Genomic DNA, 23,244 nt, shown 5'->3' with positions numbered 1-23,244 from the left:
ACAGTTGCAACGGCACCGACATGGGCCCGGCCCCGCAGTCACCCCCAGACTGCGGACACGGGCCGACCACTATCGCCGGATCATAAGGTCACGCGCGCTGAAAATCCGGTCTTTCGCAAGAAAAGTTCGCAAATCTGACACCAACGGAACGCAGACGCACGGCCACTTGACAACTTTCCCGGCGCTGTCAACGCGGCGTCAAGTTATTGGACATCCCGGCGAGGGCGGCCGCGGCGCGGCTAGAAGACGTTCTTGAATATCCCGGACAGTCCGTCGCCAATAACGGCCAGGCCGGAACTCCCGGATCCGGAGGTGAACATGCCGGAGCTCTGGACACCCACGACAAAGATGCCCGTGGTGTTCACCGCCGCATTCATATAACCGGCGTTGCCGACGCCCGTGCTGATCACGCCCGAATTTCCGGGTTGCAAATTCGTGGTGCTGGTATTCGTCCAGCCCGAGTTACCGAAACCCTGGTTCTGGAAACCGGAGTTGCCGCTGCCCGTTTCGAGGTTCTGGCCAAAGCCCGAGTTACCCGTCCCCAGGTTGAAGAAACCCGAATTCAGGACCGGCTGTGTCGTCGCGCCGAAGAAACCGGTGTTAAGGGTGCCGCCGTTGAATCCGCCGGTGTTGATATTGCCGGCGTTGGCCCACCCCGTGTTGGTGTTGCCCGCGTTGGCGAACCCGGTGTTGACGTTGCCCGCGTTGAACAGGCCCGTGTTGCCGTCACCCGCGTTGAAGGGCCCGGTGTTGATGTTGCCGGCGTTGAGGCTGCCCCAGTTGTTGTCGCCGGAGTTGAAGAACCCGGTGTTGATGCTGCCGGAGCTGCCGGCACCGGTATTGAGGTTGCCGGCATTCCAGATGCCGGTATTGGTGTTGCCCGCATTCCCGAAGCCGAAGTTTCCGATGCCCGAGTTTCCCCATCCGGTGTTCCCGGCACCGGAGTTGAAAAAGCCGCTGTTCCCCACGCCGGAATTGCCGAAGCCGGTGTTGTTGCTGCCCGAGTTCAGGGCACCGAAACCGAACTCGTTGGTGCCGGTGAGCCCGAAGCCGATGTTGCCGTCGCCCGAGTTACCGAAGCCGATATTGGCGTTGCCGGTGTTGCCGAACCCGAAGTTGTTGCTTCCGAAATTCCCGCCACCGAAGTTGGAACTGCCGGTGTTGCCGCTGCCCCAGTTTCCGTTTCCGATGTTGCCGTTGCCGATGTTGTTGCTGCCGATGTTGCCGCTACCCAGGTTGGTGCTGCCGTTGTTGCCGCTACCCAGGTTGGTGCCGCCGGTGTTGCCGCTGCCCAGGTTGAGGTTGCCGATGTTTCCGCCGCCGAGGTTCGTGTCGCCCTTGTTGCCGCTGCCCAGGTTGGTGCTGCCGAGATTGCCGCTGCCCAGGTTGAAGCTGCCGAAGTTGCCGCTGCCGACGTTCCAGTTGCCGCGATTTCCCCAGCCCAGGTTGAAGTCGCCGATGTTGCCGAAGGTGAAGCCCAGGATCCCGGCCGCCGGACTGGCCACCGAATTGGCCACCGAATTGGCGCCCAGCCGCAGCGTGTTCTGCAGCGAACTCCCCCACGACGCCAACTGCCCCGCCACCGCCGACGCCCCCGAGTGATACCCCACCATCGCACTCACATCGGCAGCCCACATGCGCTCGTAATCGCACTCCGCAGCCGCAATCGCCGGCGCATTCTGCCCGAACAAATTCGACACCACCAACGACACCAACGCATTGCGATTAGCCGCCACCGCCAACGGATGCACCATCGCCGCCCGCGCCGCCTCAAAAACCCCCGCCACCACCCGCGCCTGACCCGCCGCCCCCGCAGCCCGCGCCGCCGCCGCACTCAACCAACCCGCATACGGAGCCGCCGCCGCCGCCATCGCCGCCGACGCCGCACCCTGCCACGCCGAACCGGCACCCCCCGCAAGACCCATCGTCACCGACGAAAACGACTCCGCCGCCGAACCCAACTCCTCGGCCAACCCATCCCACGCCGCCGCCGCCACCAACATCGGCTCCGCACCGGCACCAGAGAACATCCGCAAAGAATTAATCTCCGGCGGCAACACCAAAAAATTCACGACCGCCCTCCTTCACCGGATTAATCCCAACCACACGCCTACGCGTTACTGGTAGGCAGCCAGTAGGCACCCAGAGCACCCTAAGACACCTGGAGCGCCAAACACTGCGCATTAAGCCCACAATCCAACGTGTCGCCCGAACGCCAAATCGAGTGCGGCGAAGAAGTGGTCGAAGTCGCGCGGGCTAGCAGCCCTTGAGGCGCGGTGCGAGATAGTCGGCGACATTGCCCAGCGCGATGCGCTCCTGACTCATCGTGTCGCGCTCGCGTACCGTGACGGCGTCGTCCTGTAGCGAATCGAAGTCCACCGTCACGCAGAACGGGGTACCGATCTCGTCCTGACGGCGGTAGCGCCGCCCGATGGCACCCGCGTCGTCGAAATCGATGTTCCAGAATTTCCGCAGTTCGGTGGCCAGATCGCGGGCCTTGGGACTCAGGTCGGCATGCCGCGACAACGGCAGCACCGCGGCCTTGACCGGCGCCAGCCGCGGGTCCAGCCGAAGCACCGTGCGCTTGTCCATCCCGCCCTTGGCGTTGGGTGCTTCGTCCTCGGTGTAGGCATCGATCAAAAACGCCATGAAGGACCGCGTCAGGCCGGCTGCCGGTTCGATGACGTACGGCGTATACCGGGTATCGGCCACCTGGTCGTAAAACGACAGGTCGACACCGGAGTGCTTGGCGTGCGTCGACAGGTCGAAGTCGGTGCGGTTCGCGACACCTTCCAGCTCACCCCACGGGTTGCCGACGAAGCCGAACTTGTACTCGATGTCGACAGTGCGGTCCGAGTAGTGCGACAGCTTTTCCTTGGGATGCTCGTAGAGCCTCAGGTTTTCCGGGTCGATACCGAGGTCGACATACCACTGCAGCCGCGTGTCGATCCAATATTGATGCCATTCTTTGGCGGTCGACGGCTCGACGAAGAATTCCATTTCCATTTGCTCGAACTCGCGGGTTCGGAAAATGAAGTTGCCCGGCGTGATCTCGTTGCGGAAGCTCTTGCCGATCTGCCCGATACCGAACGGCGGCTTCTTGCGCGCGGTGGTGACCACGTTGGCGAAGTTGACGAAGATGCCCTGCGCGGTCTCGGGCCGCAGGTAGTGCAGCCCCTCCTCGGTCTCGATGGGCCCGAGGTACGTCTTGAGCATCATGTTGAACTCGCGCGGCTCGGTCCATTGGCCGGGCTCGCCGGTTTCGGGGTCGCGGATATCGGCCAGCCCGTTGGGCGGGGGCTGCCCGTGCTTCGCTTCGTACGCCTCGATGAGGTGATCCGCCCGGTAGCGCTTGTGCGTGATCAGCGACTCGACCAGGGGGTCGTGGAACACCTCGACGTGGCCGGAGGCCACCCACACCTGGCGCGGCAGGATGATCGACGAGTCGAGCCCGACGACGTCGTCGCGGCCGGTGACCACCGCGCGCCACCACTGCCGTTTGACGTTCTCCTTGAGTTCCACCCCCAGCGGGCCGTAGTCCCATGCCGATTTTGTGCCGCCGTAGATCTCACCCGAGGGAAAGACGAAGCCGCGCCGTTTGGCCAGGTTGACTACGGTGTCGATGACGGACGCCACGGGGTAGCCACTCCTTTCTGGTCCCTTCCGGGATTCGGGGAGGCGCGGGTGGGGACGCATCCGGGAGACAACCCGGTCCGTCGCGCCCGCGCAAAACATCAGTCATGGTAGCGATCCTCGGCGGGGTCTTTGACATGCGTCATCATGCATGTGACAGTGGAAGTCAGCCGCAGGCTCTTCTCCATCCGATTTGACCCGACGGTCCCCGATGCCCTGGCACGTCTCGAGGTGATGACTCCGACATGGTGACGTCCCCCTCTGCGCCGACCGCCGAAGACGCCTCGAACTCGACCGACGCGGCCGATCTGGAGGGCGCCCACCAACACGGCGCAGGCGGCTCGGTGGAATACCCGGCCCCGCCCCCGCGGGAAATCCTCGACGCGGCCGGAGAGCTGCTGCGCGCGCTGGCCGCGCCCGTGCGTATCGCCATCGTGCTGCAGCTGCGCGAATCCCAGCGCTGCGTGCACGAACTGGTCGACGCGCTCGGCGTGCCGCAACCGCTGGTCAGCCAGCACCTGAAGATCCTCAAGGCGGCTGGCGTGGTCGCCGGAGAGCGGTCCGGGCGCGAAGTGCTCTATCGGCTGGCCGATCATCACCTGGCGCACATCGTCGTCGACGCCGTCGCGCACGCCGGCGAGGACGTGCAGTGACCGCTACCGCTCGGTCCACCCGTCAGCGGGCGGCGGTTTCCACGCTGCTGGAGGGGCTCGAGGACTTCCGCTCGGCCCAGGAGATTCACGACGAGCTGCGCCGCCGCGGCGAAAACATCGGCCTGACCACCGTGTACCGCACACTGCAGTCGATGGCGTCGGCCGGGATGATCGACACGCTGCGCACCGACACCGGCGAGTCGGTCTACCGCAGGTGCTCGGACCACCATCACCATCACCTGGTGTGCCGCAGCTGCGGTTCCACCATCGAGGTCGGCGATCATGAGGTCGAGGCGTGGGCCGCGGAAGTGGCTAGCAAGCACGGGTTCTCCGACGTCAGCCACACCATCGAGATCTTCGGCACCTGCTCGGACTGCGGCCGCTGAGTGTGAAGCTGGCCGCGCGCCCGGCGCGGCGAGCTAAGTCGTCAGCGCGCGGCGCACCTGGGCGCCGGTATCGAGCACCAGCAGGATCAACGTGCGCAGCGCCTCGTCGGTCAGCCCGGCGCCGGGAAAGTTGTACCGCAGCATGACGTCGGCGATCCTGGCCGCGCCCTTGCCGGAGTTCCGCTGCACGGCCTTATCGTCGACCTTGTCGACCAGTGTCACCGTGCCCAGGTTGCACTCGCGCGCCTGCTTGAGCACCTGGTCGCCGAGCCGCTTCGTCAGCGGCAGGTCCCAGGCCAGGATCTGGGTCAGCGACACCAGGTCGAGGTCCTCGGCGATCGTGACGACCCGCAGCGACGCGAACGTGGCGTCGTGCCGCACGGTCAACCCGCCGTCGGGCTCCTCGTCGACGGGCAGCACGTCGCGCAGCACCGACGCCAGCCGCTCGCGCAGGCCCGGCTCCGCCGCGCTTCCGGTCCCCACTACGCGCTCCCGAACCGTCGGTTGCGGGAGACGTATTCCTCGCACGCCGCCCACAGGTCGCGACGGTCGTAGTCCGGCCACAGCTTGTCTTGGAAGATGAACTCAGCGTAGGCCGCCTGCCACAGCATGAAATTGCTGGACCGCTGCTCCCCCGAGGTCCGCAGGAACATATCCACGTCCGGCGTGTCGGGCAGGTGCAGGTGCCGGGCCACGGTCGACTCGGTGATCCGCTCAGGGTTGAGCCGGCCGGCCGCCGCCAACCGGGCGATGTCCTTGGTGGCTTCGGCGATTTCGGTGCGGCCGCCGTAGTTGACGCAGTAGTTGACCGTGATGACGTCGTTGTGCGCTGTCATCTGCTCGGCGACCTCGAGCTCCTTGAGCACGCTGCGCCACAACCGCGGCCGTGAACCCAGCCACCGGATCCGGACGCCGAGCTTGTTGAGGTGGACCCGGCGGTCGCGGACCACGTCGCGGTTGAAGCCCATCAGGAAGCGGACTTCCTCCGGTGAACGCTTCCAGTTCTCGGTGGAGAACGCGTAGACGCTGAGCCACTTGATGCCGATCTCGATGGCACCGCAAACGACGTCGATGACGTTGGCCTCGCCGGCCTTGTGCCCCTCGGTGCGGGTCAGGCCGCGCTGGGTGGCCCAGCGGCCGTTGCCGTCCATCACGATGGCGACGTGCAGGGGCAGCTGCTCGCGCGCAATCCGGGGTGCGACGGCCTTCGACGGGTGCTGCGGGGGCCGGCACGGCCCGCCGCCGGGGGCGGGCGGCAGCGCGGGGAACACGACGGGCCAGGTCGATTTGTCGGGGAATGTCGGGTAGTCGTCGGGGGCCTGGGGAAGCTGCGGAAAGTCGCTGTGGTGCGATTTGCGCTCGTTCCTAGCCACAGGCCATATCCTGCCCGACGTCCGTGCGCTCCACCCGATAGGTCCGTTCCACCAGCGGCAACGTCTTGAGCTTCCGTTCCAGATGCCATTGCAGGTGCGCGGCCACCAGGCCGCTGACATGGCTGCGATGGGACTGCGGTGCTTGCTGGGCGTGCTCCCAGTCGCCGTCGTGCAGCGCGGACATCAGCTCCAGCACGCCCAGCGGCGGCGTCGTCGACCCGGCCGGGCGGCAGTGCGCGCAGACGCTGCCGCCGGCGGCGATGTGAAACGCCCGATGCGGGCCGGGGGTGGCGCAGCGGGCGCACTCGGTCAGCGCCGGCGCCCATCCGGCGGTGCCCATGGCGCGCAGCAGGTAGGCATCCAGCAGCAGCTCGCGCGGCCGGCTGCCGTCGGCCACCGCCCGCAGGGCGCTCACGGTGAGCCGGTGCAGTGCCGGGGCGGGCGCGCGCTCCTCACCGGCGAGGCGCTCGGCGGTTTCCAGCATCGCGCACCCGCAGGTGTACCGGCCGTAGTCGCTGACGATGTCGGTGGCGAACGCGTCGATCGAGACGACCTGGGTGACGACGTCGAGGTTGCGGCCGGGGTGCAGCTGCGCGTCGATGTGCGCGAACGGCTCCAGCCGCGCGCCGAATTTGCTGCGGGTGCGGCGGACGCCCTTGGCCACGGCGCGAACCAGCCCGTGATCGCGGGTCAACAAGGTAACGATCCGGTCGGCTTCGCCGAGCTTGTGCTGGCGCAGCACAACAGCCCGGTCTCGATACAGCCGCATCCCCATATTTTGGCACCCCACCGCGACATCGCGGGTATCCGCGCCGATAGTCTCGTACCCCGTGATTGGCGCTTCTGAGTCCGGTTTCGGGTCCGGTTCCGGATCCGGCTACCAGCGCCTGCCCACCCTGACTGACCTGCTCTACCAGTTGGCCACCGGCTCGGTCACCTCCCGGGAATTGGTGCAACGCGCGCTGGACGCGATCGAAGTGAGCCAGCCCACACTGAACGCGTTCCGCGTGGTCCTGACCGAGTCCGCGCTGGCCGACGCGGCGCAGGCCGACCGGCGCCGGGCCGCGGGCGGCACCGCGCCGCTGCTGGGCATCCCGATCGCGGTCAAGGACGACGTCGACGTTGCTGGCGTCCCCACCGCCTTCGGCACCGACGGGTTCGTCCGGCCGGCGACCCAGGACGCGGAGGTGGTCCGCCGGCTGAAGGCCGCCGGCGCGGTGATCGTCGGCAAGACGAACACGTGCGAACTGGGCCAGTGGCCGTTCACCAGCGGCCCCGGGTTCGGCCACACCCGCAACCCGTGGTCGCGCCGGCACACGCCGGGCGGATCGTCGGGCGGCAGCGCGGCCGCGGTGGCCGCGGGCCTAGTCACCGCCGCCATCGGCTCCGACGGCGCGGGCAGCGTCCGCATCCCCGCCGCGTGGACGCACCTGGTGGGCATCAAGCCGCAACGCGGCCGCATCTCGACCTGGCCCCTGCCGGAGGCCTTCAACGGCATCACGGTCAACGGCGTGCTGGCCCGCACGGTGGCCGACGCGGCCCTGGTGCTCGACGCCGCCTCCGGCAACGTCGAGGGCGATCGGCACAAACCGCCGCCGCTCACCGCGTCCGACTACGTCGGCAGCGCACCCGGACCACTGAACATCGCCCTGTCAACCCGGTTCCCGTACACGGCTTTTCGCGCCAGGCTGCATCCGGAGATCCTGGCCGCGACGCAGCGGGTGGGCAAGCAGCTCGAGATGCTCGGCCACAACGTGGTGTCGGGCAACCCGGACTACGGCCTGCGGTTGTCGTGGGACTTTCTCGCCCGGTCCACCGCGGGCCTGGTGCAGTGGGAGGAACGGCTGGGCGACGAGGTCAACTGGGACCGCCGCACCCTGGCCAATTTCCGCACCGGCCGGGTGCTGGGCGAGGCGATCCTGCGCAGCGCGCGCCGCAACGAGGTCGCTGACCAGCGCCGCGTCGGCTCGATCTTCAACATCGTCGACGTGGTGCTGGCACCGACGACCGCGCTGCCGCCGCCGCTGGCCCGCTCCTTCGACAAGCTGGGCCCGACGGCCACCGACCGCGCCATCATCGCCGCCTGCCCGGTCGCCTGGCCGTGGAACGTGCTGGGCTGGCCGTCGATCAACGTGCCCGCCGGGTTCACGTCCGACGGGCTGCCGATCGGCGTTCAGCTGATGGGCCCCGCCAACAGCGAGGGCCTGCTCATCTCGCTGGCCGCCGAGCTGGAGGCCGTCTGCGGGTGGGCCACCAAGCAACCGAAGGTGTGGTGGACCGGCTAAAAGCCCAGCCGGCCAAGCTGTTTGGGGTCCTGTTGCCAGTTCTTGGCGACCTTCACCCGCAGGTCGAGATAGATCTTGGTGCCCAGCAGCTTCTCGATCTGACCCCGCGCCGCGGTACCCACCTCACGCAGCCGGGCGCCACCCTTGCCGATGATGATGCCCTTCTGGCTGTCCCGCTCGACGAAGAGCACGGCGTGGACGTCGGTCAGGTCGTCGCGGCCCTCGCGCGGGCTGATCTCGTCGATCACCACCGCCAACGAGTGCGGCAGCTCGTCGCGCACGCCCTCCAAGGCGGCCTCCCGGATGAACTCGGCCATCAGCACCTCCTCCGGTTCGTCCGTCAGCTCCCCGTCGGGGTAGTAGGCCGGGCCGACGGGCAACGCCGCGGCCAGCACGTCAACGAGCACGTCGACCTGCGCGCCGGTCGCCGCCGACACCGGCACGATCTCCGCGCCGTCGCCAACCAGTTCGCTGACCGCGACCAGTTGCGCGGCCACCTTGTCCCTGGGCACCTTGTCGATCTTGGTGACGATCGCGACCAGGGTCGTCTTCGGCGCCGTCGACCGGATCTGGTCGACGATCCACCGGTCGCCGGGACCGATCGCTTCATCAGCCGGGATGCACAGCCCGATCACGTCGACCTCGGAGTAGGTGTCGCGGACCAGGTCGTTGAGCCGCTTGCCCAACAGGGTGCGCGGCCGGTGCAGGCCGGGCGTGTCGACGAGAATGATCTGGAAGGCCCCGCCGCGGTGCACGATTCCACGGATGGTGTGACGGGTGGTCTGCGGCCGTTTCGACGTGATCGCCACCTTGGTGCCGACCAGCGCGTTGGTCAGCGTCGACTTGCCGGTGTTCGGCCGGCCGACCAAACACACGAAGCCGGAACGGAATTCGCCCGCGCCCGTCACAACGGATTACCGGCCGGGTCGGTGATGATCACTGCCGCCGTCGGCGACAGCTCACGGACCGCGGCGATGCCGGGATCGTCCGCCGACCCGCCGACCAGCACCACGGCGCGCAGACTTCTGGCTCCGTTGGACGCGGCCGCGGCCACCGCGGCCTGCAGCCCCGTCAACCGCAGCGCCGACAGGTTCACCGGCGCGGCGGCATACGTGTGGCCGTCGCCGTCGCGCACCGCGGCGCCGCCGTCGGCCTCGGCGCGCGCCATCGCCGACCGCGCCAGCGCCACCAGTTCGGCGTCCCGCGCATCCAGCGGCTCAACCATCGTCTTCGCTCCCCTCGGTTTCGACCGGGCTCACCAGGACGGTGCCGACGCGTATCCGCCCCCGGTGGTCGGGGCCGCCCTCGGCGTGCAGTCGCAGGCCGTGGGAGACCACTTCGGCGCCGGGCAGCGGGACGCGGCCCAGTTCCAGGGCGAGCAGGCCACCGACAGTGTCGACGTCGAGGTCCTCGTCGAATTCCATGCCGTACAGGTCGCCGACGTCTTCGATCGATAGCCGCGCCGAAACCCGGAACCGGTTGTCGCCCAATTCCTCCACCGGGGCGGTCTCGGCCTCGTCGTACTCGTCGGCGATCTCGCCGACGATCTCCTCCAGCACGTCCTCGATACTCACCAGACCCGCGATCGCGCCGTATTCGTCGACCAGCAGCGCCATGTGGTTGCGGTCGCGCTGCATCTCCCGCAGCAGCGCGTCCAGCGGCTTGGAGTCCGGCACGAACACCGCCGGGCGCATCACCTGCGCCACCGTGGTGTCCCCGCCACCGTCGTCGGCCGAAAACATCTGCTGAACAAGGTCTTTAAGGTAGACGACGCCGACGATGTCGTCGACGTTCTCACCGATCACCGGGATGCGCGAGTGCCCGCTGCGCACCGCCAGCGAGGTCGCTTCGCCGACCGGCTTGTCGCTTTCAATCCAGATCATCTCGGTGCGCGGCACCATCACCTCGCGGGCGGGGGTGTCGCCGAGTTCGAAGACCGACTCGATCATCCGGCGCTCGTCGGCCGCGACCACGCCGCGCTGCTGGGCCAGGTCGACTACCTCGCGCAGCTCGATCTCCGACGCGAACGGACCGTTGCGCAGCCCAGGACCGGGGGTGAGCGCGTTGCCCACCACTACCAGCAGGCGCGTGATCGGCATCAGCAGCCACGAAAGCGCCTGCAGCGGAAGGGCGGTGGCCAACGAGATGGAGTACGCGTTCTGCCGGCCGAAAGTGCGCGGCCCCACTCCGATGACCACGAAGCTCACTATCACCATGGTGGCCGCGGCGCCGAACAATCCCCAGCCCAGGCCGAAGTTGTCGTAGAGAAACACCACCAGTAGCACGGTCGCGTTGATTTCGCAGGTGATCCGCAGCAGCACCACCAGGTTGATGTAGCGCGGCCGGTCGGCCATCACCTTGGCCAGCGCCACGGCACCGGGCCGCTTGTCGCGCACCAACTCCTGCACCCGGGCCAGCGAAACGGTGCTCATGGCGGCATCGATCGCCGCGAAAAGTCCGCTCACACAGATCAACGCGATCGCGCCGAGCAGCTGGTACAGACCGCTCAACTGTCGAAAAACCTTGACTTGTCCAGCAACCGGCGATCCCGCTCTTCCTGACGGTCCTGCTCGTACGCCTCGACCTGGGCGGCTACCCACTCCTCGAGCAGCCGGTCCTGCAGGGCGAACATCTCCTTCTCCTCGTCCCGCTCGCCGTGGTCGTAGCCGAGCAGGTGCAGCACGCCGTGGATCGTCAGCAGCGCCAACTCGTGGCCGAGGCTGTGCCCCGCCGCGAGCGCCTGTTCCGCGGCGAACTCCGGGCAGAGCACGATGTCGCCGAGCATGGCCGGACCCGGCTCCGGCGCGTCGGGACGCCCACCGGGCTCCAGCTCGTCCATCGGAAAGCTCATCACGTCCGTCGGCCCGGGCAGGTCCATCCAGCGCATGTGCAGGTCGGCCATCGCCGCGGTGTCCAGCAGCAGCATGGACAGCTCGGCGGCGGGGTTGACGTCCATCTTGGTGATGACGAACCGCGCGACGCTGACCAGCTCCGCCTCGGAGACGTCGATGCCCGACTCATTGGACACTTCGATGCTCATAAGATGTCGATGCTCATAAGATTGCCCATTATCGGCGACCGCGACCGCCCGACGCGCGTCGAGCCGCCCGATTCACGCCCGAGCCGGGGTCCTCGAATTTCGCGTAGGCGTCCACGATCTCCGAGACCAGCCGGTGGCGCACCACGTCCGTGCTGGTCAGCTCGGCGACATGGATGTCGTCGACGTTGTCCAGGATCTCGATCGCCGAACGCAGACCGGACCGGGCGCCGCCCGGCAGGTCGACCTGGGTCAGGTCACCGGTGACGACCATCTTCGACCCGAAGCCAAGACGGGTGAGGAACATCTTCATCTGCTCGGCAGTGGTGTTCTGCGCCTCGTCAAGGACGATGAAGGCCGAGTTAAGGCTGCGACCCCGCATATATGCCAGCGGCGCGACCTCAATCACCCCGGCGGACATGAGCTTTGGGATCAGCTCGGGGTCCATCATGTCGTACAGCGCGTCATACAGCGGGCGCAGGTACGGGTCGATCTTCTCGCTCAGTGTGCCCGGCAGAAAGCCAAGGCGCTCACCGGCTTCCACCGCCGGTCGGGTCAGGATGATGCGGGTCACCTGCTTGGTCTGCAGCGCGCTGACGGCCTTGGCCATCGCCAGATACGTCTTGCCGGTGCCGGCCGGGCCGACGCCGAAGACGATGGTGTTGACGTCGATGGCGTCGACGTAACGCTTCTGGTTGAGCGTCTTGGGCCGGATCGTCTTGCCGCGGCGCGACAGGATGTCCAGCGTCAGGACCTCGGCGGGCGACTCGTTGCCGGTGCCGACCAGCATGGCGACGCTGTGGCGCACCACCTCCGGGGTCAGCGGCTGACCGGCGGCGACGATGGCGACCAACTCGGTGACCGCCCGCTCGGCGACTGCGACGTCGGCGGCCTCGCCGGACAGGGTGACGGTGTTGCCGCGCACGTGCAGCTTGGCGGTCAGCGTGCGCTCCAGAGCGCGCAGGTTCTCGTCGGCCGAACCGAGTAGGCCCACGACGAGGTCGGGCGGAACATCGATGCTGCTGCGTACTTGAGCGTCGGCCCGCCGGGGTCCGGCCGCGTCAGGTGCGCTGGTCTCGCGGGGCGTCACGTGGTTACCAAGACGTTCGGGTGCCTGCTTTCTGGAGTTTCTGACCCGGGACTCTATGAGCCGCCAGTCTACCGCCGGTCAGGACGGCGCCCCAACGATTCGATTCCCGCGAGCAGCAGGTGCAGCCCACGCTGAAAGTCGCCCGCGGCGGTGGATCGCTGACTGGTCTGGGCCAGCGCGGCAATGTGCGGATGCTCGGCGCCGGCCAGTCCCCCGATCCGGGCCGCGACGGCGATCTGCCCCCGCTCGTCGCGGGCCAGTTCTACCTGCGCGCTACCCGTCACGAGGGCGAGCACCGCCCGGAACGCGGCCAGCAGATCCAGGTCGGCGAGCCCGGCCCGCTTTAGCGCCGCGATCAGCCGGTCTGCGGCCGGATAGCTCGATGCCGACACGGTACGACGGGTCAGCACCAGCGGCACGGCGTTGGGGTGCCGGCGCATCGTCTCCCACATCGCCGTTGCGATCGCGTGCACCTCGTCGCGCCAATCGTCCGTCGGCTCAGGCACTTTGACGTCGGCGATGACGGCGTCGGCGACGAGTTCCTCCAGTTCGCCACGGTCCTTGACGTAGTTGTACAGCGTCATCGGACCGGTGCCCAGCGCCCCGGCCAGCGAGCGCATGCTCAGCCCGCTCAGACCGTCGCGGTCGACGATCTGCAGCGCGGTCGCGGCGATGTCGGAAATCGTGAAGCGTGCCCGCACGGCGCTCCTCTGGACTCGGTTGACACGTACATCGTACGTAAGATACAACACGTACATCGTACGTATACCCGTTTGGAGGGATTTCATGGCCGACACCATCAGCACCACATTCCGCTCGCGCGGCACCCGTTGCGCCTCATGGCTGACCCGACCGCCGACGCCCGGCCCGCACCCGGTGGTCGTGCTCGCCCACGGGCTGGGCGCCAACCACACCATGTCGCTGGCGCGCTACGAGCAGCACTTCGCGGCGTCGGGCATCGCGACGCTGGCCTTCGACTACCGGCATCTGGGCGGCTCGGACGGCGAGCCGCGACAGCGGCTCAGCCTGCGGCGGCATCGTCAGGACATCGTTGCGGCGCTGGACTTCGTCCGCGAACTGCCGGGCGTCGACCCCGGCCGCGTCGCCCTGTGGGGCACCAGCCTCGGCGCCATGCACGCCCTGCTGGTGGCCGCCCGACGGCCCGATCTCGCCGCGGTGGTGGTGCAGTGCCCGATCGTCGACGGCCCGGCGACGCTGCGCCGGGTGGGCCTGCGGTCGACGCTGCGGGTCGGGCCGGCGATCCTCGAGGACGGCGTGCGAGCCACCCTCGGGCGCTCACGGCGGTACATCCCGATCGTCGGGCCGCCGGGCAGCCTGGCCGCCGTCACCGTGGCCGGCGCCCGGGAGGGCTGGAATTCCACCGTCGACCCGGGCGGGTCGTTCGACAACCGGATCGCCGCGGCGGGTGTCGCCGCCATCGCCTTCACCAGCGCCAAACGCGTTGCACGCCGGATCGCGGCACCCCTGCTGGTGTGCGTGTCACGGCGCGAAACGCTGATGGATCCCCGGCACGCGGAGGAGGTCGCCCGGCGCGCGCCCCGCGGGGTCGCCCGCCACTACGACGGCGACCACTTCGAGATCTACCACCCGCCGCTGGTCGCGGACCTGCTCGCCGACCAGACCGACTTCCTGCGGGAGCACCTTCGCGTCAGGACCACGCAAGATGCGTAACCTGCTGCACGACAACGATATCCGTTTCGTCGCATTCGCACGCGAGCTGTCCGGCGCCGACTGGTCGCGGCAAAGCCTGTGCACCGAGTGGAGCAACCATGAGGTGCTCGCCCACCTGGTCCTGGGCTATCGGGCGTCGCCCGCCGCGCTGGCGATCGGCATAGTCCGTCATCGCGGCTCGTTCGACCGCGCCAACACCGCCCTGGCCGCCGACGTCGCCCGCCGCCATGGCCCGGCGGAGTTGATCGACGAGTTCGCCGCGCTGGCGGCGCGGCCGCGCGGCGTCGGCCGAGTGTTTCCCCGCCGACTGCTGCTGGGCGATCACGTCGTGCATGAACTCGACATTGCCTTCGCGCTGGACCGCCCGCCCGCCGTCGGCGCCGACGCGCTGACCGCGGTGCTGAACACCCAGGTGCGGGTGCCGAATCCGTTCGTAGCGGCGGCCGCAACGGCGCGCGGGCTGAACCTGAACGCCACCGATGTGGAGTGGTCCCACGGCTCCGGCCCGCGGTTGGTGTCCGGCCGGGCCGCGCACCTGGCGTCGGTGCTGGCCGGACGGCCGTGGGCGCTGGATCGGCTCAGCGGCGAGGGCGTGGGTAACCTGCGGGCGCGCATCTCAGCGGCTTAGCGGACTATCGGCTCAGCCGGACTGTCCGGCCGCGCCGTGTCCGCCGGCGGCGCCGGAGATGCCGCTCCTGTTCGGATGATTTGGATCGAATCTGGCGCCCGAGCCATAGCGGCCACCGGCACCGGGCGCACCGCCGTCGCCGCCTTCTCCGCCTGTCGCGGCCGCTGGGCTGCCGCCCGTCGCACCCGCAGAGCCCAGCAACCCCGCTGATCCCCCGGCACCGCCGCCCGCGCCGGCGCCTCCGTCGCCACCCGTTCCACCCAGGCCGCCGTCGCCTCCGTTGCCACCATTGCCGCCGTAGCCGGTCGTGATCTGACCCGACGCGACTCCGCCGCTGCCGCCGATTCCGCCGAACCCGCCGAGTCCGCCGTCACCACCAACGCCTCCGACACCGCCGGCTCCGCCAAGACCGCCGGCGCCGCCATTCCCCACAAGCATCGCGCCCGCGCCGCCGTGACCGCCTAGACCACCGTCTCCGCCCGCGCCGGCGGCGCCGCCCACCCCGCCAAGACCACCGTTGCCCGCATCACCGCCATAACCGCCGAGCCCACCAAGCCCGCCGAAATAGGTGGCCATGCCGCCCACACCGCCGGCACCCGCCACACCGCCCGAACCGCCGGCACCACCGGCGCCACCGATGCCGCCTGCACCCCCAGCGCCGCCGTTTCCGAAGAGCAACCCGGCACTGCCGCCGAAACCACCGACACCACCGCTACCGCCGGCACCACCGGCACCGCCGGCTCCGCCACCGCCCGCGGCACCACCCGTTCCGCCCTGCCCGAAGTTGGCGATCGCCTGCCCGCCAGCACCACCGGCACCACCGGCACCACCGATCACTCCCGCTCCGCCGGCGCCGCCGGCACCGCCGGCACCGCCCGCGCCGCCGTCACCGATGAGGAGACCACCGTGGCCGCCGTTGCCTCCGACTCCCCCCGCGCCGCCCGCGCTGCCATTGGCGCCCGTATTGCCCGTACCGCCATGTCCGCCGGCACCGCCCTGCACGTTCCCGGTGAAGGCGATCGACGTGTTGGTCTGCGATGCAGCGCCGCCTTGGCCTCCGTCACCGCCCGCGCCGCCCAGGGCACCTCCGTCAGATCCCGTCCCGCCCGCACCTCCGACGGCATTTCCGTTGGCGGTGACGACGGCGGACCCGCCACTGCCACCGCCGCCGCCGTTGGCGCCGCTGCCGGCCGCACCTCCGTGGCCGCCCGCGCCACCGGTGGCTGTGCCGCCGGCCGACACCGCCGAGCCGCCGATGCCGCCGACGCCGCCGTTTTGGCCGGCCTTACCGTCCACCCCGATGAGGCCCGTGTTGCCGCTGGCATTGCCCGAGGCCTGATTCGACGTTCCAGGCGGCCCGGTGATCGCCGTCCCCGTCGGGGTCGGGTCGACGCCGTCAGCTCCCCCCAGTCCGTTGCCACCCCGGCCGCCGTCGCCGCCCGAGCCGAACCAGTTTGCGGCGCCGCCATTTCCGCCCTGTCCCGCCGCGCCACCACTGATGCCGGATACCGCGGCACCCCCCTGCCCTCCGTCACCACCGCTGCCGAAAAACGTTCCGCCACTACCGCCGTCGCCGCCGAGGGCACCGAAGCCGCCGGCGCCGCCGGTGCCGCCGGTGCCGAACAAACCTGCGGCTCCGCCGACCCCGCCCGCCGCACCGGTGCCGCCTGCCCCGCCCAGCCCACCGGCACCCAGCAAGCCGCCGCCGGCGCCGCCGGCCCCGCCGACACCGCCGGAACCGAAAAGGCCTGTGAGAGGATCGATTACGCCCGCTCCGCCCAGCCCGCCGGTGCCGCCTACGCCCCAGAGCAGGCCTGCGCGCCCGCCGGCCCCGCCCGCGGCACCGACCCCGCCGGTGCCGCCGAGGCCGCCGTTGCCGATCAGTCCCGCCGCGCCGCCCGCCCCACCCGTCTGCCCAGCGGAGCCGGAGCCCCCGCTTCCACCGTTGCCGTAAAGGATTCCGCCCGCCCCGCCCGCGGCGCCGCTGCCGGCTGATGCGTTGGCACCGTCGCCGATCAACGGACGTCCGAACAGCGCCTCGGTGGGCGCATTGATCACGCCCAGCACTTGCTGCGCTAGCGAGACATTGGCAGTTTCGGCACTCGCGTAGGCGGACGCACCCGCGCTGAGGGTCTGCACGAACTGATCGTGGAATGCCGCCGCCTGGGCGCTCAGCGCTTGATAGGCCTGCCCGTGGTTACCGAACAGGGCCGCTAACGCGACGGAAACCTCGTCCTTGGCCGCGGCGACCACGCCGGTAATGGAAGCGCTGGCGGCGGCATTGGCCTCGGCGAGCGTGGACCCGATGCCGGCCAGGTTCGCGGCTGCGTCCTCGACGAATTCTGGTACTGCGACCACCATCGACATTGGTTACCTCCGCGAAGCAGAACTGTAGGCGTGTCGTTGCCGGACTTTACGGCGGCCGAGACCTAAAGTTGATCCTTTTCTGCATCAAGGCGTTTGCACCGGCCACGAGTTATCCCCAAGGGAGGCGGCCACATTGGTGCAGCCACCGTTACGGGACACGCACGGAGTCGGTTGCGTCTATGACGTAAAACGCTGTGTAGCTGGGCTTTACGCTCGCCAGGTCAGACGGTGAAATTTCCACAGGCTGTGGAGACCGGTAGACCGTTGCGTGCAAACGTGTTTGGCTGACGATACAACTCACCACGACCGACACGCACCGATCTGGTTGCTCTGGCCGGCGGTCGGTGACTACCCGTCCGAACCATCCCAGCGCCGGGTCAGCACACCCAGCGCCCCCAACGCCACCGCGGCCGCCGTCGAGGTGCGCAACACGGTCGGGCCCAGGCGCACCGCGACGGCGCCCGCGTCGGTGAGCGCGGCGACCTCCTCGGGCGCGAGACCGCCTTCGGGGCCGACCAGCAGCATCAGCGAACCGGCTTGGCCCACGGCCACATCCGCCAGCCGGTCGGTCGCCGACTCGTGCAGGGCCAGCACCGCCGCGCCGCCGGCCACCTCGTCGCGAATGCGCCGCGTCAGCTCCGCGGTTGACAGCACGCCGTCGACGGGCGGGATGTGCGCGCGACGGGACTGGCGGGCCGCGGAGCGGGCGACCGCGCGCCAGCGACGCAGCCCCTTGTCGACGCGGGCACCCTCCCAGGTCGCGACACAGCGGGCCGCCTGCCAGGCCAGGAATGCGTCGGCGCCGGCCTCGGTGGCCAATTCGATCGCCAGCTCCGAACGCTCGGACTTGGGCAGGGCCTGCACCACCGTGACCGACGGCCGCACCGGCGGGACGTTCCAGCGCTCCAGCACCCGGGCCGCCAACCCGTCGCGCCCGGCCCGCTCCACCCTGCAGCGCGCCAGGTCGCCGGCACCGTCGCCAAGCACCACTTCCTCGCCGGGCCGGATCCTGCGCACGGTCGCGGCGTGAAACCCTTCGTCACCGGCGACGACGGCGAGCCCCCCGGTCTCGGGCAGCGCGTCGACATAAAAAAGCGTCGCGACCATGTGCGGCCCCGCAAGCCGGCGCTAGCGGCCGGTGAAGGTCTCGCGCAGCCGGCTGAACAATCCGCCGCCGCCGCCGTGGGTGGACCGCACCTCGGCCACGTCGCGGCTGCGGCGGTCCTTCAGCTGGCGCAGCAGGTCCGAGTCGTGGTGATCCAGCCGGGTGGGCACCACTACCTCGACGTGGACGTGCAGGTCGCCCCGGGTGCTGGAACGCAGCAGCGGCATCCCGTGGCCGCGCAGCGTGATGACCGAACCCGGCTGCGTGCCAGGCGGAATGGTGATCTCGCTCATGCCGTCCAGGATCGCGTCGACGGTGACCGTGACGCCCAGCGCCGCATCGACCATCGGTACCGAAACCGTGCAGTGCAGGTCGTCGCCGTCGCGGACAAAGATGTCGTGGGCCTGCTCGTGGACCTCGACGTACAGGTCGCCGGCCGGCCCTCCGCCGGGGCCGACCTCGCCCTGCGCGGCCAGCCGGACCCGCATGCCGTCGCCCACCCCGGCCGGGATCTTGACGCTGATCTCCCGGCGGGCCCGCACCCGGCCGTCGCCGACGCACTGGTGGCACGGGTCGGGGATCACGACGCCGACACCGCGGCAGGTGGGGCACGGTCGCGACGTCATGACCTGGCCGAGCAGCGAGCGCTGCACGGTCTGCACCTCACCGCGGCCACCGCAGGTGTCGCACGGTATCGGTGCGGAGTCGCCGTTGGTGCCCTTGCCCTGACACCGGTCACACAGCACCGCGGTGTCCACGGTGACCTGCTTGGTGACGCCGGTCGCGCATTCCTCGAGATCCAGCCGCATCCGCAGCAGCGAGTCCGAACCCGGCCGGACCCGGCCGATCGGACCCCGCGACGCCGAACCCCCGCCGAACCCGCCGCCGAAGAACGCCTCGAAGACGTCGCCCAGGCCGCCGAACCCGCCGAACCCGCCGGCCGACGCGCCGGCGCTCTCCAGCGGATCCCCGCCCAGGTCGACGACCCGGCGCTTCTCCGGGTCGCTCAGCACCTCGTAGGCGACGCTGATCTCCTTGAACTTGGCCTGGGCGGCCTCGTCCGGGTTGATGTCGGGATGCAGTTCGCGCGCCAGCTTGCGATAGGCGCGCTTGATGTCGGCATCGCTGGCGCTCCTGCTCACGCCGAGCAGCCCGTAGTAATCGCGTGCCACGCCTGTTTCTCCTATGCCTGTGCCGCGCTTACGCGGCCGTCCACAAAATCTGTAGCAGGTGCGCGGTCATCGGGCACCCAGAACTTCGCCAATATAGAGAGCAACCGCGGCGACGCTGGCGATAGTTCCCGGATAGTCCATCCGCGTGGGCCCCAGCACGCCCATGCCGCCGTAAACCGTATCCAGCGTCCCGTACGCCGTGGACACCATCGAGGTGCCCGCCATCTGCTCGACGGCCGTCTCGTGACCGATGCGGACTGTCACCTTGCCGGCCTCCTGTTGAGCCGCCAGCAGCCGCAGCACCACCACCTGTTCCTCGAGCGCCTCAAGGATGGACCGCAGGGAGCCGCCGAAGTCGGCGGCGTTGTGGGTGAGGTTCGCGGTGCCGCCCATCAGCAGGCGCTCCTCGGTGTGCTCGACCAGCGATTCCAGCAACACCGTCGCCGAGCGGCCGACGGCGTCACCCAGCCCGCCCGCGCCCCGGAGCTGCCCCGCGAGGTCCGCGACGGCGACCGACGCCGCCGAGAGCTTCTTGCCTTCCAACGCCTGGCCGAGCATCTCGCGCAGCTGGGAAAGCTGGTGGTCGTCGATGACGTCGCCGAGTTCGACGATGCGCTGATCCACCCGGCCCGACTCGGTGATGACCACCATCAGCAGCCGCGCGGGCGTCAGCGCGATCACTTCCAGGCGGCGCACCGTGGACGTCGACAGCGTCGGGTACTGGACGACGGCCACCTGGCGGGTCAGCTGCGCCAACAGCCGGACCGCGCGGCGCAGCACGTCGTCGAGGTCGACGCCGGACTCTAGAAAGCCCTGGATCGCGCGACGCTCGGCCGACGACAGCGGCTTGACGTCGTCGAGGCGGTCGACGAACTCGCGGTAGCCCTTCTCGGTGGGCACCCGCCCCGAGCTGGTGTGCGGCTGGGTGATGTAGCCCTCGGCCTCGAGTACGGCCATGTCGTTGCGGATGGTGGCGCTGGATACGCCCAGGTTGTGCTTCTCTACCAGCGACTTCGACCCGATCGGTTCCTTGGTGGCGACGAAGTCGGCGACGATGGCGCGCAGCACCTCAAAGCGGCGCTCGTCGGCGCTTCCCATCGACACACCTCCCCGGCACGGGCCCAGACCGGACCATTTTACGGTCTCGCAGGGACACGACCTCACCATCAGAGCGCGAGCAGACGCACAGGCCCCCATTAGACCGGCATTTCAGGGGATTTTGCGTCTGCTCGCGGGGGTGGTGGCTTTGCGGCTAGCCTGTCCAGCATGATTTCGGGCTGCAGCGACGCGCCGGAAACGGGTCGCGAATGATCTTCAAGGGCGTGCGGGACGGAAAGCCTTACCCCGAGCATGGACTGTCCTACCGGGACTGGGCGCGCATTCCGCCGCAGCAGATCCGACTGGACGAGTTGGTCACCACGACGACGGTGCTCGCGCTGGACCGGTTGCTCTCCGAGGACTCCACGTTCTACGGCGACCTGTTCCCGCACGCCGTGCGCTGGCGCGGCATCACCTATCTCGAGGACGGGCTGCATCGTGCGGTGCGCTCCGCGTTGCGGAACCGCACCGTGCTGCATGCGCGGGTGTTCGACATGGACATTCCGCTGGGCGAGCAGACGTAAATTCCCGGGCCGGTCACGTTTGGGTGCCGCGGGGTGTCGACTAGATAAGCATCCCGACATCCCGGAGGACACCATGCCCCGACTAGCCCCGGTCTCGGACCGCGACGCCGGCCTGAGCGCCAAGATCGCGTTCTTCTTCACCAGGCGCAAACTGGCGAAAATGGCCGGACTCAAATCCCTGGACGCTGCCGAAATGCTCGAGCCGCTGCGGATGTACGCCCACATCCCGCAGTTACTCAGCGCCTACGGGCGGCTGGAACAGGCCGAGTCGAAACTGAAGGTGCTGACTCCGCGGCACCGCGCGCTGGCCGAGCTGAAGGCGGCGACGACCGTGCGCTGCGAATACTGCATCGACCTCGGGTCGCAGATCGCCCGCACCTGGGGCATCAACGACGCGGAGCTGCTGGCCCTGTCCGACTATCGCGACGCCCAATGCTTCTCCGCGGTGGACAAACTGATCCTCGACTACGCCACCGCGCTCAGCCGGACACCGGTCGAGGTCGGCGACGAGCTGTTCGACGCGCTGCGCCGGCACTTCGACACCCCCGCGCTCGTCGGGCTCACCCACGTCATCACGCTGGGCAACCTGCGCGGCCGCTTCAACGTGGCGCTGGGCATCGGGTCGTCCGGCTTCTCCGACGGCCGGGTGTGCGCGCTGCCCGACCGCCGGGGCGGCGCATGACTCCCGACGGCACCCTGACGGCGCGTTTCGAGGCGCTGAGGCCGCAGCTGGGCGCCGTCGCCTACCGGATGCTGGGCTCGATCGACGACGCCGAGGACGCGGTGCAGGAGGCATGGCTGCGGCTGACCCGCAGCACCGGCCCGGGCGGCGAGCCCGACGGGATCGACAACCTGGACGCCTGGCTGACCACGGTCGTCGCCCGGATCTGCCTGAACACGCTGCGCGAGCGTCGCACCCGCAGCCCGGAACAGCTCCTCGCGCGCCTGCCGGACCCGATCGTCGACGTCGAGGGCGAGTTCAACCCCGAGCACCGCGCGATGCTCGCGGACGCGGTCGGTATGGCGCTGTTCGTGGTCCTGGACACGCTGTCGCCGACCGAGCGGCTGGCGTTCGTCCTGCACGACGTCTTCGCGGTCCCGTTCGACCGGATCGCGCCCATCGTCGACCGCTCGCCCGAGGCCACCCGCAAGCTGGCCAGCCGCGCCCGCCGCCGGATCCAACAGGCGGATCCGGTTCCCGACGGCGACCTCGCGGCCCAGCGCGAGGCCGTCGACGCGTTCTTCGCGGCCGGTCGCGCCGGCGACTTCGACCGGCTGGTCGCGGTGCTGGACCCCGACGTGGTGTTACGCGGCGACTTCGGGCCCCGGTCCGACGTCTTCCACGCCAGCGGGGCAGCCGAGGTGGCCGGGCTCGCGCGCAGTTACGCCGGACCGGACCGCGAGGTGCGCCCCGTGGTCGTCAACGGCACCGCCGGCGCGGTCATCCTCGTCGCGGGCCGCGCGACCGCCGTCATGGGCTTCGTGGTGCGCGACGGCCGGATCACCGCAGTCGACGTGCTGGCCGACACGGCGCGCCTGGCACGGGTCGGCCTGGACTAGCTGGCGCTAACTGGTTGCCGCCTGCAGCAGGGCAAGCGCCGAGTCGTGCTGCAGCACCCAGTTGCCGTTCACATCGATGAACATCAGGTGCTTGCCGACCGGCCCCGCGAGCTTCGGCCCGGTGATGGCGACGTCGGCCTGGGCCGCATTCGGACCGGCCGGGGCGATGTTCGTCACGGCGTACTGCTGGGGGAACTTCCCGTCCCGGAAGGCCTTCCGCAGGTCGTGGTCGGCCGTGTGGCCCTCGCCGGGGCTGATGCCGTTTTCGACCAGATTCTGCTTGGCCGTGTAGGACACACCGGGATCGGTGGCCTGGGTGCACAGCGCGGACAGCTGCTCAGGGCTTGGCAGTTGGCCCGGCGGCGGCGGGTCCTGCGGCAGCGGCGCGCCAAACCCCGCCAACTGCACCGGACTCGGGCTGGCCGTAACGCACGCGACGGACGTCACGCCGATGGCGGCGGCTCCGATCGCGCCCACGGCCGCTATCCCGGTGGCAACGTATTTCACGGTGGATTTGCTGGATTTCAAGGTCGGGTCCTCCCCTTTGCTAGGCGTGCAACATGGCGGACTATCTCCGCGCTGGTCACGGTTCCCACGTTGTAGCCGGTGTCAGTGTTCCCTGTGCGATCGCCGATTGTGTC

At 69.4% G+C, this 23,244-nt stretch carries 24 protein-coding genes and 1 pseudogene; 8 read left to right on the top strand and 17 right to left on the bottom strand.

Features of this window, described 5'->3' with window-relative positions; all coding sequences use genetic code 11:
• Nucleotides 1–239: 239 nt before the first annotated feature.
• The 3 genes and pseudogenes from AC5Y5V_RS25645 to AC5Y5V_RS25635 all read right to left on the bottom strand — a co-directional run bounded on the left by AC5Y5V_RS25645 (nucleotide 240) and on the right by AC5Y5V_RS25635 (nucleotide 3,696).
• Nucleotides 240–1,505: a beta strand repeat-containing protein gene (locus AC5Y5V_RS25645; RefSeq protein WP_499940765.1), complete on the bottom strand. Its 1,266-nt coding sequence runs from the start codon at nucleotides 1,503–1,505 to the stop codon at nucleotides 240–242.
• A 65-nt stretch (nucleotides 1,506–1,570) separates the two neighbouring features.
• Nucleotides 1,571–2,072, bottom strand: a pseudogene (locus AC5Y5V_RS25640) (PPE family protein); the annotation flags it as partial.
• 184 nt (nucleotides 2,073–2,256) lie between these two features.
• Nucleotides 2,257–3,696 carry a glycine--tRNA ligase gene (locus AC5Y5V_RS25635; protein WP_499940760.1) on the bottom strand — a complete coding sequence of 480 codons (1,440 nt, stop codon included), beginning with the start codon at nucleotides 3,694–3,696 and terminating at the stop codon, nucleotides 2,257–2,259.
• A gap of 182 nt (nucleotides 3,697–3,878) precedes the next feature.
• Between AC5Y5V_RS25635 and AC5Y5V_RS25630 the strand changes: the two genes are divergently transcribed.
• Both AC5Y5V_RS25630 and AC5Y5V_RS25625 read left to right on the top strand, forming a co-directional pair.
• Nucleotides 3,879–4,286 carry an ArsR/SmtB family transcription factor gene (locus AC5Y5V_RS25630; RefSeq protein WP_499940759.1) on the top strand — a complete coding sequence of 136 codons (408 nt, stop codon included), beginning with the start codon at nucleotides 3,879–3,881 and terminating at the stop codon, nucleotides 4,284–4,286.
• Nucleotides 4,283–4,672: a Fur family transcriptional regulator gene (locus AC5Y5V_RS25625; protein ID WP_499940758.1), complete on the top strand. Its 390-nt coding sequence runs from the start codon at nucleotides 4,283–4,285 to the stop codon at nucleotides 4,670–4,672. Before AC5Y5V_RS25630 ends, AC5Y5V_RS25625 begins: the two co-directional genes overlap by 4 nt.
• 33 nt (nucleotides 4,673–4,705) lie before the next feature.
• On the opposite strand, the gene AC5Y5V_RS25620 is transcribed toward AC5Y5V_RS25625, so the two are convergent.
• Genes AC5Y5V_RS25620 through recO form a run of 3 tightly spaced genes read right to left on the bottom strand, consistent with a single transcriptional unit; the run spans nucleotide 4,706 to nucleotide 6,814 of the window.
• Nucleotides 4,706–5,155, bottom strand: coding sequence for a hypothetical protein (locus AC5Y5V_RS25620; RefSeq protein ID WP_499940757.1), 450 nt, complete (start codon nucleotides 5,153–5,155; stop codon nucleotides 4,706–4,708).
• On the bottom strand, nucleotides 5,155–6,045 hold the full coding sequence (locus AC5Y5V_RS25615) for a decaprenyl diphosphate synthase (protein ID WP_499940756.1): 891 nt from the start codon (nucleotides 6,043–6,045) through the stop codon (nucleotides 5,155–5,157). Before AC5Y5V_RS25615 ends, AC5Y5V_RS25620 begins: the two co-directional genes overlap by 1 nt.
• Nucleotides 6,038–6,814, bottom strand: coding sequence for a DNA repair protein RecO (recO, locus tag AC5Y5V_RS25610; protein ID WP_499940755.1), 777 nt, complete (start codon nucleotides 6,812–6,814; stop codon nucleotides 6,038–6,040). The genes AC5Y5V_RS25615 and recO overlap by 8 nt, the downstream gene beginning before the upstream one ends.
• Before the next feature lie 61 nt (nucleotides 6,815–6,875).
• On the opposite strand from recO, the gene AC5Y5V_RS25605 reads away from it, so the two are divergent.
• Nucleotides 6,876–8,330, top strand: coding sequence for an amidase (locus AC5Y5V_RS25605; RefSeq protein WP_499940754.1), 1,455 nt, complete (start codon nucleotides 6,876–6,878; stop codon nucleotides 8,328–8,330).
• Here the strand turns inward: AC5Y5V_RS25605 and era are convergent.
• From era to AC5Y5V_RS25575, 6 genes are all read right to left on the bottom strand, one after another.
• Nucleotides 8,327–9,238: a GTPase Era gene (gene era, locus AC5Y5V_RS25600; RefSeq protein ID WP_499940753.1), complete on the bottom strand. Its 912-nt coding sequence runs from the start codon at nucleotides 9,236–9,238 to the stop codon at nucleotides 8,327–8,329. The two genes, AC5Y5V_RS25605 and era, sit on opposite strands and share 4 nt — an antisense overlap.
• A complete protein-coding gene (locus AC5Y5V_RS25595; RefSeq protein ID WP_499940752.1) occupies nucleotides 9,235–9,555 on the bottom strand; it encodes a cytidine deaminase-like protein in 321 nt (106 codons plus the stop codon). The genes era and AC5Y5V_RS25595 overlap by 4 nt, the downstream gene beginning before the upstream one ends.
• Complete coding sequence (locus AC5Y5V_RS25590) at nucleotides 9,548–10,840, bottom strand: hemolysin family protein (protein ID WP_499940751.1); 1,293 nt, start codon at nucleotides 10,838–10,840, stop codon at nucleotides 9,548–9,550. Before AC5Y5V_RS25590 ends, AC5Y5V_RS25595 begins: the two co-directional genes overlap by 8 nt.
• Nucleotides 10,837–11,370 (bottom strand): rRNA maturation RNase YbeY, encoded by a 534-nt coding sequence (gene ybeY, locus AC5Y5V_RS25585; protein ID WP_499940750.1) that lies wholly within the window; start codon nucleotides 11,368–11,370, stop codon nucleotides 10,837–10,839. Before ybeY ends, AC5Y5V_RS25590 begins: the two co-directional genes overlap by 4 nt.
• 28 nt (nucleotides 11,371–11,398) lie before the next feature.
• Nucleotides 11,399–12,457, bottom strand: a complete 1,059-nt coding sequence (locus tag AC5Y5V_RS25580; RefSeq protein WP_499940749.1) for a PhoH family protein — start codon at nucleotides 12,455–12,457, stop codon at nucleotides 11,399–11,401.
• Between the two features lie 68 nt (nucleotides 12,458–12,525).
• A complete protein-coding gene (locus tag AC5Y5V_RS25575) occupies nucleotides 12,526–13,158 on the bottom strand; it encodes a TetR/AcrR family transcriptional regulator C-terminal domain-containing protein (protein WP_499940748.1) in 633 nt (210 codons plus the stop codon).
• Between the two features lie 85 nt (nucleotides 13,159–13,243).
• Here AC5Y5V_RS25575 and AC5Y5V_RS25570 point away from each other — a divergent pair, with 85 nt between their 5' ends.
• Complete coding sequence (locus AC5Y5V_RS25570) at nucleotides 13,244–14,149, top strand: alpha/beta hydrolase (RefSeq protein WP_499940747.1); 906 nt, start codon at nucleotides 13,244–13,246, stop codon at nucleotides 14,147–14,149.
• On the top strand, nucleotides 14,142–14,777 hold the full coding sequence (locus tag AC5Y5V_RS25565) for a maleylpyruvate isomerase family mycothiol-dependent enzyme (RefSeq protein WP_499940746.1): 636 nt from the start codon (nucleotides 14,142–14,144) through the stop codon (nucleotides 14,775–14,777). Before AC5Y5V_RS25570 ends, AC5Y5V_RS25565 begins: the two co-directional genes overlap by 8 nt.
• Nucleotides 14,778–14,789: 12 nt before the next feature.
• Here the strand turns inward: AC5Y5V_RS25565 and AC5Y5V_RS25560 are convergent, their stop codons facing one another.
• The 4 genes from AC5Y5V_RS25560 to hrcA form a co-directional block, all read right to left on the bottom strand.
• Nucleotides 14,790–17,144: a PE family protein gene (locus tag AC5Y5V_RS25560; protein WP_499940745.1), complete on the bottom strand. Its 2,355-nt coding sequence runs from the start codon at nucleotides 17,142–17,144 to the stop codon at nucleotides 14,790–14,792.
• A 348-nt stretch (nucleotides 17,145–17,492) separates the two neighbouring features.
• Nucleotides 17,493–18,251: a 16S rRNA (uracil(1498)-N(3))-methyltransferase gene (locus AC5Y5V_RS25555; protein ID WP_499940744.1), complete on the bottom strand. Its 759-nt coding sequence runs from the start codon at nucleotides 18,249–18,251 to the stop codon at nucleotides 17,493–17,495.
• A 21-nt stretch (nucleotides 18,252–18,272) separates the two neighbouring features.
• Nucleotides 18,273–19,421 (bottom strand): molecular chaperone DnaJ, encoded by a 1,149-nt coding sequence (dnaJ, locus tag AC5Y5V_RS25550; RefSeq protein ID WP_499940743.1) that lies wholly within the window; start codon nucleotides 19,419–19,421, stop codon nucleotides 18,273–18,275.
• Nucleotides 19,422–19,487: 66 nt separating this feature from the next.
• On the bottom strand, nucleotides 19,488–20,519 hold the full coding sequence (hrcA, locus tag AC5Y5V_RS25545; RefSeq protein ID WP_499940742.1) for a heat-inducible transcriptional repressor HrcA: 1,032 nt from the start codon (nucleotides 20,517–20,519) through the stop codon (nucleotides 19,488–19,490).
• Nucleotides 20,520–20,728: 209 nt separating this feature from the next.
• On the opposite strand from hrcA, the gene AC5Y5V_RS25540 reads away from it, so the two are divergent.
• The 3 genes from AC5Y5V_RS25540 to AC5Y5V_RS25530 all read left to right on the top strand — a co-directional run bounded on the left by AC5Y5V_RS25540 (nucleotide 20,729) and on the right by AC5Y5V_RS25530 (nucleotide 22,603).
• Entirely contained in the window at nucleotides 20,729–21,043 is a 315-nt protein-coding gene (locus AC5Y5V_RS25540) for a type II toxin-antitoxin system VapB family antitoxin (RefSeq protein ID WP_499940741.1), read from the top strand.
• 73 nt (nucleotides 21,044–21,116) lie between these two features.
• Complete coding sequence (locus AC5Y5V_RS25535) at nucleotides 21,117–21,725, top strand: carboxymuconolactone decarboxylase family protein (protein ID WP_499940740.1); 609 nt, start codon at nucleotides 21,117–21,119, stop codon at nucleotides 21,723–21,725.
• On the top strand, nucleotides 21,722–22,603 hold the full coding sequence (locus tag AC5Y5V_RS25530) for a sigma-70 family RNA polymerase sigma factor (RefSeq protein WP_499940739.1): 882 nt from the start codon (nucleotides 21,722–21,724) through the stop codon (nucleotides 22,601–22,603). The genes AC5Y5V_RS25535 and AC5Y5V_RS25530 overlap by 4 nt, the downstream gene beginning before the upstream one ends.
• A 6-nt stretch (nucleotides 22,604–22,609) precedes the next feature.
• On the opposite strand, the gene AC5Y5V_RS25525 is transcribed toward AC5Y5V_RS25530, so the two are convergent.
• A complete protein-coding gene (locus AC5Y5V_RS25525; RefSeq protein ID WP_499940738.1) occupies nucleotides 22,610–23,131 on the bottom strand; it encodes an MTB12 family secreted protein in 522 nt (173 codons plus the stop codon).
• Nucleotides 23,132–23,244 lie beyond the last annotated feature (113 nt).

It is taken from the genome of Mycobacterium sp. NGS68, assembly GCF_059812195.1.
Note: the sequence above shows the minus strand (reverse complement) of the source record. Positions and strands in the feature narration are given on the sequence as shown.